The sequence below is a fragment of the Pseudomonas fluorescens genome, from assembly GCF_902497745.1.
GTDB classification, from domain to species: Bacteria; Pseudomonadota; Gammaproteobacteria; order Pseudomonadales; family Pseudomonadaceae; genus Aquipseudomonas; species Aquipseudomonas fluorescens_BM.
The window spans coordinates 115,069-134,691 of sequence record NZ_CABVHJ010000004.1 but is presented as its reverse complement, the minus strand read 5'-3'; the positions used below and the strand labels follow the sequence as shown (position 1 = coordinate 134,691).

Sequence of the window (19,623 nt, the reverse complement as noted above, 5' to 3'; positions counted from 1 at the left end):
ACATGACGCTTTCCCATCACGTCGCGGTCATTACCAGCGATGAGCAAGCCCTGATCGTCGCCAGCGACCTGGCCGAAGATTTCAAACGCGACAGCGCTCTGCGCGACCGTGAACGTCGCCTGCCGCTGGCGGAACTCGAGGTGTTTTCCCGCTCCGGTTTGTGGGGCATCAGCGTACCGAAGGAGTACGGCGGCGCTGGCGTGTCCAATGTGACGTTGGCCAAAGTCATCGCCTTGATCGCCCAGGCCGACGGCTCGCTCGGACAGATTCCGCAAAATCATTTTTATGCATTGGAAGTGCTGCGCGTAAACGGCAGCCATGCGCAAAAACAACGGCTGTACGCCGAGGTGCTGGCCGGCCAACGCTTCGGTAATGCTTTGGCAGAACTGGGCACCAAAACCGCTCACGACCGCGTTACCAGCCTCAAACGCGACGGTGACGGCTATCGCATCAACGGCCGCAAGTTCTATGCGACCGGCGCGATTTACGCGCAGCGCATTCCAACCTCTGTGGTGGATGAAAACGGCGTACAGCAATTGGCCTTCGTCCCGCGCGACAGCAAAGGCCTGACGGTGATCGACGACTGGAGCGGCTTCGGTCAGCGCACCACCGGCAGCGGTTCGGTGGTGTTCGAAGATGTGTATGTCGCCGCCGAAGACGTCATCCCCTTCCAGAGTGCATTTGAACGTCCGACTACCGTTGGCCCGCTGGCGCAGATCCTTCACGCCGCCATCGACACCGGTATCGCCCGGGCTGCTTACGAGGATGCGCTGCATTTTGTGCGCAGCAAGACGCGCCCGTGGATCGATTCCGGTAACGACAAAGCTACCGAAGATCCGCTGACGTTGAAGAGTTTTGGTCACCTGAGCATTCGCCTGCACGCCACCGAAGCCCTGTTAGAACGTGCCGGTGAAGTCCTCGATGCCGCACAAGCCGAGACCAACGCCGATACCGTTGCCGCCGCGTCGATTGCCGTTGCCGAAGCACGGGCGATCAGCACTGAAATCTCTTTGGCCGCCGGCAGCACGTTGTTCGAGCTGGCCGGCAGCCAGGCGACCCTGATCGAACACGGCCTCGACCGCCACTGGCGCAACGCCCGCGTGCACACCCTGCACGATCCGGTGCGCTGGAAATATCACGCGGTGGGCAACTACTACCTCAACGATGAAAACCCTCCGTTGCGAGGGACGATCTGATGAGCGCCGCAAAAAAGAAGATCCTGCTCAACGCGTTCAACATGAACTGCATTGGCCACATCAACCATGGTCTGTGGACGCACCCGCGCGACACCTCGACGCGTTACAACACCATTGAATACTGGACCGAACTGGCGCAATTGCTGGAGCGCGGTTTGTTTGACGGCTTGTTCATCGCCGACATCGTTGGTGTGTACGACGTCTATCAGAATTCCGTCGATGTTCCGCTGAAAGAGTCGATCCAGTTGCCGGTCAACGATCCATTGCTGCTGGTTTCAGCCATGGCCGCCGTGACCAAAAACCTCGGCTTCGGCCTCACCGCCAACCTCACTTACGAGCCGCCCTATCTGTTCGCCCGGCGCATGTCGACGCTCGATCATTTGAGTCGCGGTCGCGTGGGCTGGAACATCGTCACCGGCTACCTCGACAGCGCCGCCAAAGCCATGGGCCTGCGCGAACAAGTCGAACACGACCGTCGCTACGATCAGGCCGACGAGTATCTGGAAGTGCTCTACAAGCTCTGGGAAGGCAGTTGGGAAAACGGCGCGGTGCTCAATGATCGCGAACAGCGCATCTATGCGCAGCCGGAGAAAGTGCACAAGGTCGAGCACAAAGGCGAGTTCTATCAGGTCGAGGGTTATCACCTCTGCGAGCCTTCGCCACAACGCACGCCAGTGCTGTTTCAGGCCGGCAGTTCCGATCGCGGTTTGCTCTTCGCCGGGCGTCATGCCGAATGTGTGTTCATCAGCGGCCAGAACAAGCCGTCGACCAAAGCTCAAGTCGACAAGGTCCGCGCCAGCGCGGTTGAAGCGGGGCGTAACCCTGAGGACATCAAGGTGTTCATGGGCCTGAACGTGATTGTCGGCGCGACCGAAGAGGCTGCATGGGCCAAGCACGCTGAGTATCTGAGCTACGCCAGCGCTGAAGCGGGCGTGGCGCATTTTTCCGCGTCCACCGGCATCGACTTTTCCCGGTACGAGATCGACGAACCGATCCAGTACGTGAAGAGCAATGCGATTCAGTCGGCCACAAAGAACCTGCAGAACAACGACTGGACCCGACGCAAATTGCTCGACCAGCACGCCCTCGGTGGTCGCTACATCACCGTGGTCGGCTCGCCTGAGCAAGTCGCGGACGAGCTGGAATCGTGGATCGCCGAGACCGGCCTCGATGGTTTCAACCTGACCCGGATTGTTACGCCGGAAAGTTACGTCGATTTCATTGAGCTGGTGATTCCTGAGTTACAGCGGCGGGGGTCGTACAAAACTGCGTACGACAGCGGCAGCTTGCGCGAGAAGCTGTTTCACGGTGAGGCGCACTTGCCCGTGCAACACACCGGCTCTTCGTACCGGCATTAAAAGCTTCGCGAGCAAGCTCGCTCCCACATTTGGAATGCATTTCCCTGTGGGAGCGAGCTTGCTCGCGAAGAGGCCCGACCAGACACCACAAATCTTATGCACTGACTGGAAAACTCATCATGACCCAGAAAACCCTGTCCCACCCAGTCAAAGCACTGGCCCTGGCCCTCGGTCTGTTCAGCTCGGCCGTTTTCGCCGCTGACGCACCGTTGAAAATCGGCACAACAGCCGCCTTCGCCATCCCGCTGGAAGCCGCTGTCGAAGAAGCCTCCAAACAAGGCCTGAAAGTCGAACTGGTGGAGTTCACTGACTGGATCGCACCGAACGTCAGCCTTGCCGCTGGCGACATCGACGTGAACTACTTCCAGCACATTCCGTTCCTCGAAAACGCCAAAGCCGCGTCGGGTTTTGATCTGGTGCCATTCGCGCCGGGGATCATCAACAACGTCGGTCTCTACTCGAAAAAATACAAAAGCTTCGATGAGCTGCCCGAGGGCGCCAGCGTGGCTATCGCCAACGATCCGATCAACAGCGGTCGCGGTCTGCAACTGCTGGCCAAGGCCGGGTTGATCACGCTGAAGCCGGGCGTTGGCTACAAAGCCACCGAAGATGACATCGTCGCCAATCCGAAGAAGATCAAAATCCTCCAGGTGGAAGCCGTGCAACTGGTACGCGCCTATGACGACGCTGACCTGGTCCAGGGCTACCCGGCCTACATCCGTCTGGCGAAGACCTTCGATGCCGGTTCGGCGCTGCTGTTCGACGGTCTCGACCACAAGGAATACGTGATCCAGTTCGTCATCCAGCCGAAGAGCAAAACCGACCCACGGCTGATCAAATTCGTCGACATCTACCAGCACTCGCCCGCCGTTCGCGCGGCACTCGATAAGGCCCACGGCAAGCTGTATCAGGCCGGTTGGGAAAGCTGAGCATGACGGCCGCGATCCAACGGCGACTGGAAACTCCAGAGCCACACAATGCTGAAAAAACCGAACTTCACCCTGAGTTGAATCGCGCCCACGTGCGTTTCATCGGCCTGGGTAAAACCTACAACGGTCGACAAGGCCCGGTCGCGGCTTTGCAGGGCATCGATCTGGCGATTCAGCGCGGTGAAGTGTTCGGCATCATCGGCCGCAGCGGCGCTGGCAAGTCATCGCTGATCCGTACGATCAATCGTCTGGAACAGCCGACTTCCGGGCGCGTGCTGATCGATCAGGTCGACATCGGCGGTTTCGATGAAGACCGGCTGGTCGCCCTGCGTCGTCGTATCGGCATGATCTTTCAGCATTTCAATCTGATGTCGGCCAAGACCGTTTGGCAGAACGTTGAACTGCCGCTGAAAGTCGCGGGGGTGCCGAAAGAACAACGCGAAAAAAAGGTGCGCGAACTGCTCGAACTGGTCGGCCTGCAAGAAAAGCACAAAGCCTATCCGGCGCAACTTTCCGGTGGGCAGAAACAGCGCGTCGGCATCGCCCGCGCGCTGGTGCATGACCCGGATATCTTGCTCTGCGACGAAGCCACTTCGGCGCTCGACCCGGAGACCACCCAGTCGATCCTCGGCCTGCTGCGCGAAATCAATAAACGCCTGGGTCTGACTATCGTTCTGATCACGCATGAGATGGCCGTAATCCGCGAAATCTGCGATCGCGTTGTCGTGCTTGAGCACGGGCGGGTGGTCGAGCAAGGCCCAGTCTGGGAAGTGTTCGGCAATCCGCAGCATGAAGTCAGCCAGACCTTGCTCGCGCCGCTGCAACACGCGCTGCCAGAAGAATTGCAGAGCCGTTTGCAGACGCAGCCGCCCTCCTCCAACGCCGCTGTGGTGCTGCGCTTGCAGTTCACCGGCAGCGCCAGTGATGAGCCGGATCTGGCGGCATTGTTTGCTGCACTCGGTGGTCGGGTAAAGTTGCTTCAGGGCGGCGTCGAACGGATTCAGGGGCATGCGCTGGGGCAACTGTTATTGGCCGTCAGCGGCTCAGCGTTCAGCGCCGAACAATTGCGCGAGCGCGCTGCACCGTGGGCGCAACGCGTGGAGGTATTGGGTTATGTGGTTTGATCGCTTGTTGCAGGGCTTTATCGACACGTTCCTGATGGTCGGCGTGTCGTCACTGATCGCGTTGCTGGTGGGGATTCCCATGGCGGTGATTCTGGTCACCAGCGACAAGGGCGGGATCTACGAAGCGCCGGTGCTGAACCGTGCCTTGGGCGCGTTCGTGAACCTGTTTCGCTCGATCCCGTTTCTGATTCTGATGGTCGCGCTGATTCCGTTTACCCGCTTGATTGTCGGCACCACGTACGGTGTCTGGGCTGCGGTTGTGCCGCTGACGATTGCGGCGACGCCGTTTTTTGCGCGGATTGCTGAAGTGAGTTTGCGCGAGGTTGATCACGGTTTGATCGAGGCGGCGCAGGCGATGGGTTGCCGGCGCTGGCACATTGTCTGGCATGTGTTGCTACCGGAGGCGCTGCCGGGGATTGTCGGCGGTTTCACGATTACGCTGGTGACGATGATCAACTCTTCGGCGATGGCCGGGGCGATTGGAGCGGGCGGGTTGGGGGATATCGCCTATCGCTACGGGTATCAGCGCTTTGACAGCCAGATCATGTTGACGGTGATTGTGTTGCTGGTGGCGTTGGTGGCGGTGATTCAGTTGGGTGGGGATCGGTTGGCGCGGGGCCTCAACAAGCGCTGATTTCGGCAGGTTTATTCGGCGCCTTTGAAACCGCTATCGCGAGCAGGCTCGCTCCCACATTTGGAATGCGTTCCCCTGTGGGAGCGAGCCTGCTCGCGAATGGCTGCGCAGCAGCCCCAGACCCGATGGCGTATATTCGGCAAACCCCAATTGCCCGCGTATCCCCACCATGAAGCAGACCCCCAACGATCTCGAACAGATCACCGCCACCACCCTCGGCCACTACAACTCGGTGGCTGAAGACTTCCGTGAAGGCACCCGCGACCACGATGTCAGCCAGAACATCGATGCGTTGCTGCGGCATATTCAAGGCACGGCGCCGTTCACGATTCTGGATTTCGGCTGCGGGCCGGGGCGGGATTTGCAGACTTTTACGCGCATGGGTCACATCGCCGTCGGGCTGGATGGTTCGCAGGAGTTTGCGCGAATGGCCCGCGAGGACAGTGGCTGTGAAGTGTTGCAGCAGGACTTTCTGAAGCTGGATCTGCCGGCCGAACGTTTCGACGGGATCTTCGCCAATGCGGTGCTGTTTCATGTGCCGTTGCAGGAATTGCCACGGGTATTGAAGCAATTGCACGGCGCGTTGAAACCCGGTGGAGTGTTGTTCAGCTCCAATCCACGTGGGGATAATCGTGAGGGCTGGAACGGGCCGCGGTATGGCTCGTATCACGATCTGGCGGCGTGGCAAGGGTTGCTGACGGACGCGGGGTTTGTCGAACTTGAGCATTACTACCGCCCGGCGGGCCTGCCGCGTGAGCAGCAGCCCTGGTTGGCGAGTGTCTGGCGTAAATCTGCATAGCCAGTTCTGACGCCTTCGCGAGCAGGCTCGCTCCCACATGTTGACCGCGTCCGCCTGGACAACTCGGTCAACTGTGGGAGCGAGCCTGCTCGCGAATAGAGTGCGCAGCACTCGCTTTTAAGCGGCATCCTTTTGCGGCTCGCGAATCTTGTACCAGGCCACATACAGCGCCGGCAGGAACAACAACGTCAGCAACGTCGCCACCACGATCCCGCCAATCATCGCGTAGGCCATCGGCCCCCAGAACACTTCGCGGGCGATGGGGATCATGCCCATGCTCGCCGCCGCTGCGGTCAGCAGGATCGGCCGGCGTCGATGCTCGGTCGCCTCGACCACTGCATCCCACGGCGCATAGCCCTTCTTCTCGAACTCATCGATCTGCGTCACCAGAATCACCGAGTTGCGGATGATGATGCCGATCAGCGCCAGAATCCCCAGAATCGCCACGAAACCCATCGGCGTGCCGGTCGGCACCAGCGCCAACACCACGCCGATCAGCCCCAGCGGCGCGACACTCGCCACCAGGAACATCTTCTGCACGCTGTGCAACTGGATCATCAGAAAGGTCGCCATTAAAAACAGCATCAACGGCAAGACCTTGGCGATCGGCCCCTGGGCCTTGCCGCTTTCCTCGACCGTACCGCCGGTGGCGACCTTGTAGCCCACCGGCAGTTTGTCCGCGAAGGCATCAATCGACGGCTTGAGCAGTTTCACCAGATCGGTCGGCTGGATCTCGTCGCGCACCGAAGCCTTGATGGTGATGGTCGGCAAGCGGTCGCGACGCCACACCAGCGGCTGTTCCAGCTCATAGCGCACAGTGGCGAACGCCAGTAACGGAATCGATGTGCCATTGGGCGTAACGATCTGCAGATTCTGCAGGGTTTCCGGCGTACCGCGCTCCGAATTCACCGCCCGGCCGACCACATTGATCAGGTAGATGTCGTCGTTGACCTGGGTCAGAGGCGCGCCGCTGACGATGCTGTTCATCAGGTTCGCCACGTCTTCGGAGGACAACCCGAGCTGCCGCGCCTTGTCCTGGGCGATGTCGATGCGCAGGACTTTGCCCGGCTCGTTCCAGTCGTAAATGATCTCGCCGATGTGCGGGTTCTTGTCCAGTTCGGTGGCCAGATCGATGGCGTGCTTGCGCACCTGATCGATGTCCTTGCCGCTGATCCGGTACTGGATCGGCCGCCCGACCGGCGGGCCCATTTCCAGCGCCTGGACGTAACTGCCGATGCCGACGAAATCCTTGTGCAAGCGCTCGCGCAGACGCTGACTCAGTGCCTCGCGGGCTTCGAAGTCTTTGCTGACGATCACCAGTTGTGCGTAGTACGGGTTTTGCAATTGCTGGTCGAGGGGCAGATAGAAACGGATCGCGCCCTGACCGATGTAGGTGCTCCAGCGCACAATGTCCGGGTCGCCTTTGAGGGTTTCTTCCAGCTTGTCGACGGCCTTGCGTGTTTCGTCGATGGAGGCGTTCTGTGGCAGGTTCAGGTCGACGAGAATTTCCGGGCGGTCCGATGCCGGGAAGAACTGGTTCTGCACAAAGCGCATGCAAAAAATCGACAGGGCAAACAGCAGCACGGTGATACCGATCGCCCACCAGCGATTGCGCATCGCCCACAACAGACCGCCATTGAACGCACGCCCGACGCGGCCCGGCTCGGCTTCATGGGGTTTCACGTTGGCGCTGAGAATGTGCACGCCGATCACCGGAGCGAAGAACACCGCGACAATCCACGACACAATCATTGCCACGGCAATCACCGCAAACAGCGTGTAGGTGTACTCACCGGCGGAGCTGGCGTTGAGGCCGATGGGCACGAAACCGGCGACCGTCACCAGCGTCCCGGTGAGCATCGGGAACGCCGTCGAGGTGTAGGCGAACGTCGCGGCCTCCTCCTTGCTCTCGCCCATTTCCAGGCGTGTGACCATCATCTCCACGGTGATCATCGCGTCGTCCACCAACAGGCCGAGGGCGATGATCAAGGCACCGAGAGAAATCCGCTGCATGGTGATGCCACTGTATTCCATGAATACAAAGACCATCGCCAGCACTAGCGGAATCGAGCACGCCACCACCAGTCCGGCGCGCACGCCGAGGCTGATGAAGCTGACCACCAGCACGATGATCACCGCCTCGAACAGGGCACTGGTAAAGCCACCGACCGCTTCTTCCACCACCACCGCCTGATCGGACACGGTGTGCACACCGACGCCAACCGGCAAGTCTGCGGTCAGTTCATCGATGCGCTGGTGCAACGCCTTGCCGAACTCCTGAACGTTGCCGCCCTTCTGCATGGCAATCGCCAGACCGATGGCCGGCTTGCCGTCGAAGCGGAATTCCGGGGTAGCCGGATCGGTGTAACCGCGAGTGATGTCGGCGATGTCAGCCAAACGATAGAAACGGTCATTGAGTTTGAGATTGACCTCGGCCAGATCTTTTTCCGAGGCGAACTGCCCGGAAGTGCGCACGGAAATCCGCTCAGGGCCGGCCTCGATCACACCGGCCGGGGTCACGGCGTTCTGCGATTGCAGGCTCTGCACAACCTGACGCTGATCGATACCCAACGCCGCCAGTTTGCGGGTAGAGAAGTTCAGATAAATCACTTCGTCCTGCTGGCCGATCATTTCGATCTTGCCCAGCCCCGGTACATTGCGGATCTCGGCCCGCGCCTGTTCTACGTAATCGCGCAACTGGCGCATGGTCAGGCCGTCGGCGGTGAAGGCGTAGACCGAGCCGAACACATCACCGAATTCGTCGTTGAACCCGGGCCCTTGAATACCTTGAGGGAACTGCCCGCGAATGTCGTCGATTTTCTTGCGCACCTGGTACCAGATTTCCGGAATATCCTTGGCGCTGGTGGTGTCGCGCAGGTACACGTACACCGTCGACTCGCCGGGGCGCGTGTAACTTTTCACGTAGTCGAGGGAGTCGAGCTCTTCGAGTTTTTTCTCTATGCGGTCGGTGACCTGCGCGAGGGTTTCTTCCTGGGTCGCGCCCGGCCACTTGGTCTGGATCACCATGGTTTTGATGGTGAACGACGGGTCTTCTTCGCGGCCCAGATTGAAGTACGAGAACACGCCCATCAGCAATGCGACGAACATCAGGTACCAGACGAATGACTGATGCTTGAGGGCCCATTCGGAGAGGTTGAAAGAGCCTTTCATTGACTGTCCTCGTCAAGTTTTACCGATTGTCCGGGTTTGAGGCTGTTGACGCCGGCGCTGACCACGCGCTCGCCATTCTTCACACCGCCCGCGAGCACCACACTGCTGTCGGTACGACTGATCACGCTGACGTCGCGGGGGCTGACGGTTTTGCTCTGGGTGTCGATGACCCAGATCCGTGGTTTGCCGTCGACCTCCTGCAAAGCGGTAGCCGGCAATTCGATGCGTGGTTTGATCGCCGAACTGAGGGTCACGCTGATCGCCGTGCCGAGGCGGAAACCGTCCGGTGTCTCGGCCAGCGTCAGGCGTGCGCGACGCGTACGCGTGGCGCTTTGCGCCTGCGGTTCGATCTCGCGAAGGGTCGCCGTAGTGTTGATACTCGGGTCGAGTTGCCCGGCCACCAGAAACACTACGTCGCTGGGGATCTGATCGACCAGGGTGTCCGGCAGATCGATCACCGCTTCCTTGATGTCCGGTTGCGCCAGGGTCACGACCTGCTGGCCCGCCGTCACCACTTGCCCGGCTTCGGCGTTCCACGCGGTGACCACGGCTTTATGGTCGGAACGCAGTTCGGTGTAGCCGAGCTGGTCCTTGCTTTGATTGACCGCCGCCCGTGCCTGGTCCAGCGAGGCCTGGGTGGTTTTCAGGTCCGTGGTGGCGATGTCCAGTTGTGCCTGCGCCCCTACGCCACGATCGAACAGCGCCTGCTGACGGCGGGCATTGGCCTGGGCATTGATCAGTTGCGCCTGAACCTTGGCCAGGTCGCCCTGGGCCGAACGCAATTGGTTCTGCTGATCAGACGGATCGAGGGTGGCGAGCAGCGTGCCCTTTTGCACTTCGGTTCCGACATCGACGTTGCGGCTGGCGATGCGGCCACCGACGCGGAAACCGGTGTTGCTTTCATAACGCGCCTGAATGCTGCCGGCGAAACGCCCGAGGCTTTCCTCGCTCAACGCTTGAACCTTGACCGATAACACCGGACGTACCGGCTCCGGAGGTGGCTCGCTTTTCGAGCAGGCCGCCAGCAACACACCCACCGATAACAGCCCCAGACGCTTCATGGCTGTGCTCCCGGTTGCAGATCCTTGTAGGTGTTTTCAGCGATTTCGACTTTCATGCCGGGATGCAACAACTGCCCACCCGCGACGATGACTTTCTCCCCGCCCTTGAGGCCTTCGCTGATGATGACCTTGCCGATCAGGTAGCGGCCGACGGTCACGTTGTGCAACTGCGCTTCACCTTTATCGTCGACCATCCACACCGCCGGATCACTGATGTTTTTGGTCAGCGCCGACCATGGCAATTCGACTGCCGACTTGCCGCTGCCCTTGGCGGTGGCGCTGACCACCGAGCCCAGCTGCATCCCTTGTGGCAGGCTGTCGAGGCTGACTTTGACTTGCACCGTGCCGGACTGCGCCGACACCGCCGGGGTGATTTCACGCACCGTGCCGGTGGTTTTGATGGCGGGGTTATCGAGCAGGCTGACGACGATCGAGGGATCCGCAGGACGCTCGGCCAGCAGCGACTCGTAGACATTGAACACCGCATCACGATCACCATCGCGGGCCAGACTGAAAATCGGCGCGGTGGCCTGGACCACTTGGCCGACTTCGGCTTGGCGCTCAGTGATGACACCCGGCGCGTCAGCGATCAGTGAGGTGTAACTGAGTTGATCCTTGGCATTGGCCAATTGCGCTTGCGCCGCGCTCAAGGCGCTTTGGCTGCTGCGCAACGCCGCTTGGGCGGAATCGTATTCGCTCTGGCTGGTGTACCCCTTGGGCAGGAGTTTTTGCTGACGCACGAAGGCGGCCGCACTTTGTTTCACCCGGGCTTGTTCAGCAACGACCTGGGCCTGGGCGGAATCGACGTTAGTCTGCAAATCCTTGGGATCGAGTTTGGCCAGCACTTGTTTGGCGGTTACGCGGTCGCCGACGTCGACCATACGCTGGATGATCTTGCCGCCGACGCGGAACGACAATTCGGTCTGCACGCGCGCCTGCACGTCACCGGTCAATGTCACCGAAGCCGCGTAATCCGTGGGTTTGACCTCTTGTACAAAAACCCGTGGCAGGTATTCCTCAGGGGCTTTTTTCTCGCCGCAAGCGGTCACCAAGGTGAGCAGACTCAGCATGACCGCTGTTTTCAAACCGGGACTCGCCATGCAGACTCCTTCCTGTGTACGAACGTGCAAGTGACGATACGACTGTGAGCTTAGAACAGGGTTCCGCCTTCGCCTGCGCGATCACAACATTTCCCTGTAGAAGCTGCCGCAGGCTGCGATCTTTGCTTTTAAAGATCAAGATCAAAAGATCGTCCGAACGCGGCTCGAGCCTTCGGCACCTCCTACAATGGGCGTCTCAAGAGAAGGAATTCCATGCTCAACACTCTGGCAGTGGCCAATTACCGTTCGATCAACAAACTGGTGATCCCGCTCGGCCGGCTGAACCTGATCACCGGCCCCAATGGCAGCGGCAAGTCCAACCTCTATCGGGCCTTGCGCCTGCTGGCGGAAACCGCTCAGGGCGGTGTAGTCAATGCGCTGGCCCGTGAAGGCGGACTGGAGTCGACCTTCTGGGCCGGGCCGGAAACCATCAGCCGGCGCATGCGCAACGGCGAAGTGCCGATCCAGTCGACGGTGCGCCAAGGTGTAAAGCGCCTGCGTCTGGGATTTGCCGGGGAGGATTTCAGTTATTCGATCAGCCTCGGGCTGCCCGATTCCAACGGACACTTCATGTTGCCCGAACATTCACGGCCGATCCCCTCGCGGTTCAGCCTCGACCCGCAGATCAAGCGCGAATGCATCTGGGCCGGCGCGCTTTATCGTCCCGCCAGCCTGCTGGTGGATCGTGACGGCCCAATGATTCGCGCACGCAACGAGCGCCAATGGGATGTGCTGGCGCAGCACACACCGAATTTCGACAGTTTGTTTGATCAGGTCGGTAGCCTGCGCAGCTCGCCGGAAGTGTTTCAGATGCGCGAGTTCATTCGTCGCTGGCGCTTTTACGATCACTTTCGCAGCGATGCCGACGCGCCTGTGCGTCAGCCGCAACTGGGCACGCGCACGCCGGTGCTGCATCACGATGGCCGCGATCTGGCGGCAGCTTTGCAGACCATCATCGAGATTGGTGATGGGGATGCGATGCGCGCAGCGATTACCGATGCGTTTCCTGGCGCTCGGGTGCATATCGAAGCACAGGCCGGCGGACGGTTTGCAGTCGAGTTTTATCAGGAAGGCTTGTTGCGGCCGTTATCGGCGGCGGAGCTGTCGGACGGGACGTTGCGCTATCTGCTGCTGGTCGCAGCGCTGCTGACGCCGAGACCGCCGTCGCTGATGGTGCTGAACGAACCGGAAACCAGCCTGCACCCGGATCTGCTGCCGGCGCTGGCACGATTGATTATCCGTGCTTCGGAGCAGTGTCAGGTGTGGGTGGTGTCACATGCGCGGCGGTTGATTTCGGCGTTGCAGGAGGATCCGGAGTGCAACTGCATTGTGCTGGAGAAAACCCTGGGGCAGACCGGAATTGTCGGCCAGCGGGTGCTGGATGAGCCGGCGTGGAACTGGCCGGATTGAGCGTTCAAGCCAAAAGCCCCTCACCCTAACCCTCTCCCAGAGGGAGAGGGGACTGACCGAGTTGTTCTTTCGAACTACGCCGACATGAAAGTCTCGAGTCGAACTCAGGTTTTGAAAAGCCCAGAGATCGGCTCCCTCTCCCACCGGGATTGGGCTGGGGTGAGGGACTGATTGGGGGATGCTCAAGAGTGACGCCGACGTGAAAATGACTCTGTGAATCCATAATCGACTCGGTTCCGCAGGTCGATGTCCGATGCAAGACAACTCGATCGGCTCCCTCTTCCTCTTCCTCGGGAGAGGGAGAGGGATTGAATGGGGGATGCTGTTGAATTACACCGACCTGAAAATGCCTCTGTGAATCCATAATCGACTCGGTTTGTCAGGTCGATGTCTGATGCAAGACACCTCGGTCGGCTCCCTCTCCCTCGGGAGAGGGCTGGGGTGAGGGGCAAGCCTCACCACCGACTCAACAGACAATCACCCCTGCCACTTGCCACCCTCGACAATCACGCTCTCAGGCTTGGTGTCATCGCTAAGTTCCTTACGCACATATTGGTCGTACAGCTTGAGCAGATACTTCTCCTCACCCAGCTTGGTCAGCTCGGTATTCACCCAGTCGCGCAGCTCGATATTGCCCTTCTTCACCGCCGGCGCAATCGGCGCTTCAGCCCCCAGCTTTTCATCGAGCACACGATAGCCCGGGTTCTGCTTGGCCCAGCTGAACAACACCAGATTGTCCTGTGCATAAGCATCGCCACGACCATTGGCCAAAGCTTGCAGCGATTCGGAGTTTTTCTCGAACTTCAGCAGTTTCCAGTCCGGATGATTCTTGGTCAGCCAGATATCCGCCGTCGTACCGGTGGTGACGATAGTGGTGCGGGTCGCCAGATCATCAAGTTTTTTCACCGAGCTGCTTTGCGGCACCAGCGCCTGCACCGCGACCTTGAGGTTCGGGTTGGTAAATTCCACCGCTTCCTTGCGCTCAGGCGTCACGGTCATGTTGGCGAGGATCAGGTCGACCTTGTCGCTTTGCAGGAAAGGGATGCGACTCGCCGGCTCGACGGCAACGAACTCGACCTTGTTTTCATCGCCGAGCAGATCCTTGGCGAAACGCCGACCGATGTCGGTATCGAAACCAACGTAGCGCCCTGCTTCATCGACAAAACCGAATGGCGGCTTATCGGTAAAAACACCAACGATCAGTTTGTCGCGAGCCTTGATCTTGTCCAGGTAACCGGCCGGCGCGGCACTCTCGCTGGCGACTTTTGGCTTCGGCGGTTCTTCGGTTTTGCTGCAACCGGCAAGCAAGGCGAGGCTCAGCAAGGGCAGTAAAAAAGCGGCAGTTTTCATAACAGTTCCAGTTCCTTTGTCGGATTCGTTTTTGGCAGTGTTGCCACGAAGGAGAACTTCTCCAGAAACTGCTGCGCGCGTGCGGTTTGCGGGTTCGTAAAGAAAATCTCGGGCGGGGTCTGTTCAAGGATGCGCCCGGCATCCATGAACACGATGCGATCGGCCACCGCGCGGGCGAAGGCCATTTCGTGGGTGACGATCAGCAGGGTCATGCCTTCGCGGGCCAGGCCCTGAATGACCTGCAAAACCTCCTTGACCATCTCCGGGTCGAGGGCGGCAGTGACTTCGTCGAAGAGCATCACCCGTGGATTCATGCACAGCGAACGGACGATGGCGATGCGTTGCTGCTGACCGCCGGACAGCTGACGCGGGAAGGCGTCGCGCTTGTCCAGAAGTCCCACGCGTTCGAGCAAGGCTTCGGCTTGTTGTTGCGCTTCACGGCGCTGACGCTTCTGCACCTTGAGCGGGCCAAGCAGCAGGTTGTCGAGCACGCTCATGTGCGGAAACAGGTGATAACTCTGGAACACCATGCCGATCTGCTGACGGATCTCGCGCCAGTCAGTGGCCTTGTCCAGCAGCTCACGGTCGAGAAATTTCAGGCTGCCGCTGTGGGCGACTTCGAGGCCATTGAGGCAACGCAGCAGAGTGCTTTTGCCGCAACCGCTGGGGCCGAGGATGACGATCACTTCGCCGCTCTGCACCTGCAGGTCGATGCCGTTGAGCACCTGCTGCTCGCCATAGAATTTGTTGAAACCGTGAAACTCGATCAATGCGCTCATGCTTGCGTCCAGCGCCCTCCAGCACGCGCGAAGCGGCTGACAGCGGGTAGCAGATGAAAAAGAAAAACAGAAACAACGCGCCGTAGATCAGCACCGATTCGTAGGTGCGCTCGATGATCTGCTGACCAACCTTGATCACATCTACTACTCCAATCAACACCGCCAACGAGCTGGTCTTGATGATCCGCGTGTAGACGTTGATGGTCGGTGGCGTCATGCGTTTCAGCGCTTGCGGCAGCAGCACGTAGCCGTAGAGTTGCGCCGCGTTCAGACCGATCGACAGCCCCGCTTCACGCTGCCCGCGCGGCAACGAATGCAACGCGCCGCGCGCCACTTCGCCAACCTCGCTGGCGCCCCACAGCGACAGCACCAGCACCGCGCACCAGAAACTCGGAATGCTCAGACCAAAGAAAATCGGCAGACCGAAGAACAACAGATACAGCCAGACCAGCACCGGGATCGCCCGGAACAGCTCCAGATACACCCGCAGGATCGCGTTCAGCCACGTGCTGTTGAGCGTGCGCAACACACCGTAGAACACGCCGCCGACGGTGCTGATGGCGATGCTCAGAAACGAGATCGACAGGGTTTGCCCGGCGCCCTTGGCCAATTGCGGCAACGAGACCCAAAGCAACTCAAGACCCGAACTGGCCATGCTGGAGCCTCCTTTCCAGACGGCTGAGAAGCAGCGACAGCGGCAAGAACAACAGCACGCAGATCAGTGTCAGCACGGCGAGCATTTCGTAGGTTTTGTAATAAAGCGCGATGTAGCTTTTGGTGGTGTAGAGAATTTCCGGCACCGCCACCGCCGAAACCACGGTGGTTTCCTTGAGCAGGAAAATGAAATTGGCGAACAGCGACGGCAGGCTGAGGATCCCCGCTTGCGGCAGGATCACGTAGCGCAGCAATTGGCCGTGGGACAGGCCGATGGAACGCCCCGATTCCAGTTGCGCCTGCGGCACCGCATCAACGCCGGCGCGCAGCACTTCGGTGAGGTAGGCGCCGCCGAGGAAGGTCATGGTGATGATCGCGGCGGTGAAACCCGACACCTGAATCCCCACAGCTGGCAAGGCGAAATAGACGAAGAACAACTGGATCAACAGCGGCGTGTTGCGCGCCAGTTCCACATACAAGCCCACCAGTTTTTGCAGGTACGGCGTGCGGAACACCAGAATCGTCGCGTTGAGCAGCGCCACCAGCAACGAAGTACCGATGGCGATAAAACCGACCTGCAGCGTCACGCCCACGGCTTTGAGAAACGCCGGCAGGGTGCTGAGGATAAATGCGTAATCGAAAGTCATGAAACGTCCTGGACGCCGCTCGGTAAGCGACGGTGGTGCAGTCCATGGGCAGCGGATGGCTGTCCGGCAGACACCGACTTTATAGGTATAAAAACAAGAATTTAAATACCGTTAAAGCATATTGATATCACCCAAAAAACTATCTTGTGGGTTTGCCGGGAAGGAATAAGAAGGCTATTTTCCTTTGCGCTGTAGGACGGATCTTTTTTTCACGAAAGCCCTCCAAGGATGAACAGCTTTTGGCCAGACTCCCCCGGCCAAACCCATAACAAGGAAGAGAACATGGACGTAAAAGTGCCGCAGCGACTGGATCCGCAGGAGATTGTGAAATTGTTGGTGGCGTTGCGCCGGGCGTTAAAGGCCACAGCGTAAATCAAAAGCCCCTCACCCCAGCCCTCTCCCGGAGGGAGAGGGGGCCGACTGATGTGTCTGGCGTATTACATCGACCTGAAAGACCTTATCGATTATGGATTCGGTAAAGCCGTGTCAGGTCGGTGTACTTCTACAGCATCCCCCAATCAGTTCCCTCTCCCTCTGGGAGAGGGTTAGGGTGAGGGGCTTTTCCAACGCACACACAAAAACGCCGATGACCATCACTGGCCATCGGCGTTTTCACACCTTGAAGGGGTTCACTCAAGCGTCAGATCAGAACGCCGGCAGTACCGCGCCGTTGTACTTCTTCTCGATGAACGCTTTGACTTCCGGGCTGGTCAGGGCTTTGGCCAGTTTCTGGATCGCGTCGCTGTTCTTGTTGTCCTCACGGGCCACCAGGAAGTTCACGTACGGCGAGTCAGCACCTTCGATCACCAGCGCATCTTTCTGCGGGTTCAGCTTGGCTTCCAGCGCGTAGTTGGTGTTGATCATGTCCAGATCAACTTCCTTCAGAACACGTGGCAGCAGGGCCGATTCCAGTTCCTTGAACTTGAAGTTGTGCGGGTTCTTGGCGATGTCTTTCGGCGTTGCCACAGCATTTTTCGGATCTTTCAGCTCGATCAGGCCAGCCTTCTGCAGCAGGATCAGAGCGCGACCGCTGTTGCTGCCTTCGTTCGGGATGGCGATGGTCGCGCCGTCCGGCAGTTCAGCCAGGGTCTTGTATTTGCTCGAGTAGCCACCGAACGGTTCAACGTGCACGCCCTGCACGGTCACCAGGTACTTGGACTTGTCGTCCTTGTATTTGCCCTGGTTGAAGCTGTTCAGGTACGGCTGGGTCTGGAAGTAGTTGGCGTCCAGACGCTTCTCGCCAACCTGTACGTTCGGTTGAACGTAGTCGGTGAAGACTTTGATTTCCAGATCCACGCCTTCTTTGGCCAGGGTTGGCTTGATCAGCTCGAGGATTTCAGCGTGCGGCACCGGGGTCGCGGCAACCACCAGTTTCTCACCGGCATTGGCCAGGGAAGCAGTCAAAGCAGCCGCCAATGCGGTAAACAACAGAACCTTTTTCATGCAGTGTCCTTATCGAAAATCACGGTCGTCATCGACGACGGCATTAATACGTGTGCCAGTGAAGTGATATCGCTGGCGTGGGTCGGACAATACCGGGATTTTTTATTCCCGGACAATAACGTTTATTCAGCTTCATATTCCATTTTGTTCATGTTGAACGAATCGGTTACAAACCCTCACTCAAACGAATCAGCAAATTTTTCAACGCCTTACGTTCATCGACGCTGCCGCCGATGTTGATTTGTGCAACCAGTCGCTCGATCTGAAGCTGCGGGCCAGACACCTCGGGCAAGTTCAGGTGTTCCGGCAGAATCTCGTCACCAGTACTCACCAACAAGGCAAAGTGAATGACGTTTTCCAGCTCACGGGTGTTGCCCGGCCAGCTGTGTTGTTCGAGAACATGCTGCGCCGCCTCGCTGATCAGCGGCACGGGCAAGTCGAGGCGCTGGCTATAAATGCCGAGGAAATACTCGGCCAACGAAAGAATGTCGCCGATGCGCGCGCGCAAGGCGGGCAGCTCCAGTTGCCCTTCGCTCAAGTAGTGATAGAGCCGCTCGTGGAATTTCCCCGCGTCCACCGCTTGCGCCAGATCGATACTCGTCGCTGCGACCAGTCGCACATCCACCGGGCTCGGCTGATGCGCACCGACACGGGTAACTTCGTGATTCTCCAATGCGGCAAGCAATTTGATTTGAATCGGCAGCGGCAAGTCGCCGATTTCATCCAGATACAAGGTGCCGCCGTTGGCCGAACCGAACCAGCCTGCACGGCTGCTGGCCGAGCCGCTGTAACTGCCGGCGGCATAGCCGAACAGTTCGGCATCAGCGTAGGTCGGGCTGATCGCCCCGCAATTGACCGAAACGAACAGACCGCTGCGGTCGCTGGCGCGATGGATGTGCCGGGCAAGCAATTCTTTACCCGTGCCGGTCTCGCCACGGATCAATACCGAGGTCGAGCGCGGCGCCAATTGCTCCAGTTCTTCGCGCAACTGACGCGAGCGCGGGTCGACAAACACCAGCGCTTTGGCGCGAATGCTCAGGGGACTTTTTTCAGCGTCGGGAAAGGTCAGCAACGGCTGACCGAAGGTTTCGAAACTCATGGCAGACTCCCGCCCAAAACCGCCGGCAGACGGGGGCGTTGAAAGAAATAAAAATCAGGCGCGGCGGCGAGCGTGGTGTTCCATGCGGTTTTGCAGGCGATAGAGATAAGCAAAACCCTGCTCCCAACGCTGATGCCCGGACTTGACGTTGATGTGCCCGGCACCGGCGAGAATCCCCGCCTCGGCGCCCCAGTTACGCGCCAGCTCAAGCGCTCGCGGAGCACTGACGGCAGCATCGTTATCGGAGCTGACCACCTGGCTTGGAAATGGCAGCAGATCAGTCGGAATCGGTGCGAAGTTACGCAGCGCCGGCGCGCAGGCCGGGCGCTCGACATCGGCCGGCGCGACCAGCAAGGCGCCGCGTACCTGACGCAGGTATTGCAGCGGCGCAGTGGCTGCCCAGTGGGCAACCGTGACGCAGCCGAGGCTGTGCGCAATGAGGATCACCGGCGTGCTGTCGGCGGCAATTGCCTCGGCCAACGCCGCGACCCAGTCTTCACGACGCGGCGTCAGCCAGTCGGCCTGCTCGACCCGCGCGCTGTTCGGCAGGCTGTTCTGCCAGTGGCTTTGCCAATGATCTTCTGGCGATCCTTGCCAGCCCGGCACAATCAGGTAGCGGATTGATTCGTTGCGCATGGGGAGCTCTCCTGCGTCGTGTCTGTTCCTGAACGAGTATAGGGAGGGGATTTATATTCGTTAAGGAATAAGAAGCTATTTATTAAGATCTGAATTGAATATAAGGTTTGTGCATGGCTTGAAGTCTTTTCCCCCTCACCCCAGCCCTCTCCCCCAAGGGGGCGAGAGGGAAAGGGAGCCGATCTTCATGCCGTTCAAATCCTGAGTTCGACTCGAAATCTCAGGTCGGCGTA

16 protein-coding genes and 1 pseudogene are annotated in these 19,623 nt (G+C 59.4%); 7 read left to right on the top strand and 10 right to left on the bottom strand.

Features of this window, described 5'->3' with window-relative positions; translation table 11 throughout:
- Positions 1 to 2: 2 nt before the first annotated feature.
- From F8N44_RS07750 to F8N44_RS07725, 6 genes are all read left to right on the top strand, one after another.
- The gene (locus tag F8N44_RS07750; protein WP_150649916.1) at positions 3 to 1,196 is read left to right on the top strand and encodes an SfnB family sulfur acquisition oxidoreductase; all 1,194 of its coding nucleotides are present in this window, start codon (positions 3 to 5) and stop codon (positions 1,194 to 1,196) included.
- Entirely contained in the window at positions 1,196 to 2,554 is a 1,359-nt protein-coding gene (locus tag F8N44_RS07745) for an LLM class flavin-dependent oxidoreductase (protein WP_150649915.1), read from the top strand. Before F8N44_RS07750 ends, F8N44_RS07745 begins: the two co-directional genes overlap by 1 nt.
- 119 nt (positions 2,555 to 2,673) lie before the next feature.
- On the top strand, positions 2,674 to 3,483 hold the full coding sequence (locus F8N44_RS07740; protein ID WP_150649914.1) for a MetQ/NlpA family ABC transporter substrate-binding protein: 810 nt from the start codon (positions 2,674 to 2,676) through the stop codon (positions 3,481 to 3,483).
- Positions 3,484 to 3,485: 2 nt separating this feature from the next.
- A complete protein-coding gene (locus F8N44_RS07735; protein ID WP_150649913.1) occupies positions 3,486 to 4,607 on the top strand; it encodes a methionine ABC transporter ATP-binding protein in 1,122 nt (373 codons plus the stop codon).
- Complete coding sequence (locus F8N44_RS07730) at positions 4,597 to 5,241, top strand: methionine ABC transporter permease (protein WP_034151854.1); 645 nt, start codon at positions 4,597 to 4,599, stop codon at positions 5,239 to 5,241. Before F8N44_RS07735 ends, F8N44_RS07730 begins: the two co-directional genes overlap by 11 nt.
- Positions 5,242 to 5,410: 169 nt before the next feature.
- Positions 5,411 to 6,040, top strand: coding sequence for a class I SAM-dependent methyltransferase (locus tag F8N44_RS07725; RefSeq protein ID WP_150649912.1), 630 nt, complete (start codon positions 5,411 to 5,413; stop codon positions 6,038 to 6,040).
- Positions 6,041 to 6,157: 117 nt separating this feature from the next.
- Here the strand turns inward: F8N44_RS07725 and F8N44_RS07720 are convergent, their stop codons facing one another.
- Genes F8N44_RS07720 through F8N44_RS07710 form a run of 3 tightly spaced genes read right to left on the bottom strand, consistent with a single transcriptional unit; the run spans position 6,158 to position 11,372 of the window.
- Positions 6,158 to 9,211: an efflux RND transporter permease subunit gene (locus F8N44_RS07720; RefSeq protein WP_150649911.1), complete on the bottom strand. Its 3,054-nt coding sequence runs from the start codon at positions 9,209 to 9,211 to the stop codon at positions 6,158 to 6,160.
- Positions 9,208 to 10,272, bottom strand: a complete 1,065-nt coding sequence (locus tag F8N44_RS07715; protein WP_095113919.1) for an efflux RND transporter periplasmic adaptor subunit — start codon at positions 10,270 to 10,272, stop codon at positions 9,208 to 9,210. The genes F8N44_RS07720 and F8N44_RS07715 overlap by 4 nt, the downstream gene beginning before the upstream one ends.
- Positions 10,269 to 11,372, bottom strand: a complete 1,104-nt coding sequence (locus F8N44_RS07710; protein ID WP_150649910.1) for an efflux RND transporter periplasmic adaptor subunit — start codon at positions 11,370 to 11,372, stop codon at positions 10,269 to 10,271. Before F8N44_RS07710 ends, F8N44_RS07715 begins: the two co-directional genes overlap by 4 nt.
- 213 nt (positions 11,373 to 11,585) lie before the next feature.
- On the opposite strand from F8N44_RS07710, the gene F8N44_RS07705 reads away from it, so the two are divergent.
- Positions 11,586 to 12,782 (top strand): AAA family ATPase, encoded by a 1,197-nt coding sequence (locus F8N44_RS07705; RefSeq protein ID WP_150649909.1) that lies wholly within the window; start codon positions 11,586 to 11,588, stop codon positions 12,780 to 12,782.
- A 477-nt stretch (positions 12,783 to 13,259) separates the two neighbouring features.
- On the opposite strand, the gene F8N44_RS07700 is transcribed toward F8N44_RS07705, so the two are convergent.
- The 7 genes and pseudogenes from F8N44_RS07700 to F8N44_RS07670 form a co-directional block, all read right to left on the bottom strand.
- Positions 13,260 to 14,132, bottom strand: a complete 873-nt coding sequence (locus F8N44_RS07700) for a transporter substrate-binding domain-containing protein (RefSeq protein WP_150649908.1) — start codon at positions 14,130 to 14,132, stop codon at positions 13,260 to 13,262.
- The gene (locus F8N44_RS07695; protein WP_150649907.1) at positions 14,129 to 14,911 is read right to left on the bottom strand and encodes an amino acid ABC transporter ATP-binding protein; all 783 of its coding nucleotides are present in this window, start codon (positions 14,909 to 14,911) and stop codon (positions 14,129 to 14,131) included. The genes F8N44_RS07700 and F8N44_RS07695 overlap by 4 nt, the downstream gene beginning before the upstream one ends.
- Positions 14,908 to 15,566, bottom strand: a pseudogene (locus F8N44_RS07690) (amino acid ABC transporter permease). Before F8N44_RS07690 ends, F8N44_RS07695 begins: the two are co-directional and overlap by 4 nt.
- Entirely contained in the window at positions 15,547 to 16,212 is a 666-nt protein-coding gene (locus F8N44_RS07685) for an amino acid ABC transporter permease (protein WP_008083580.1), read from the bottom strand. The pseudogene F8N44_RS07690 and the gene F8N44_RS07685 overlap by 20 nt, the downstream one beginning before the upstream one ends.
- 645 nt (positions 16,213 to 16,857) lie before the next feature.
- Entirely contained in the window at positions 16,858 to 17,655 is a 798-nt protein-coding gene (locus tag F8N44_RS07680; protein ID WP_150649906.1) for a MetQ/NlpA family ABC transporter substrate-binding protein, read from the bottom strand.
- Between the two features lie 166 nt (positions 17,656 to 17,821).
- Positions 17,822 to 18,754, bottom strand: a complete 933-nt coding sequence (locus F8N44_RS07675; RefSeq protein ID WP_150649905.1) for a sigma 54-interacting transcriptional regulator — start codon at positions 18,752 to 18,754, stop codon at positions 17,822 to 17,824.
- Positions 18,755 to 18,808: 54 nt separating this feature from the next.
- Positions 18,809 to 19,390 (bottom strand): alpha/beta hydrolase, encoded by a 582-nt coding sequence (locus tag F8N44_RS07670; RefSeq protein ID WP_077570156.1) that lies wholly within the window; start codon positions 19,388 to 19,390, stop codon positions 18,809 to 18,811.
- Between the last annotated feature and the right edge of the window lie 233 nt (positions 19,391 to 19,623).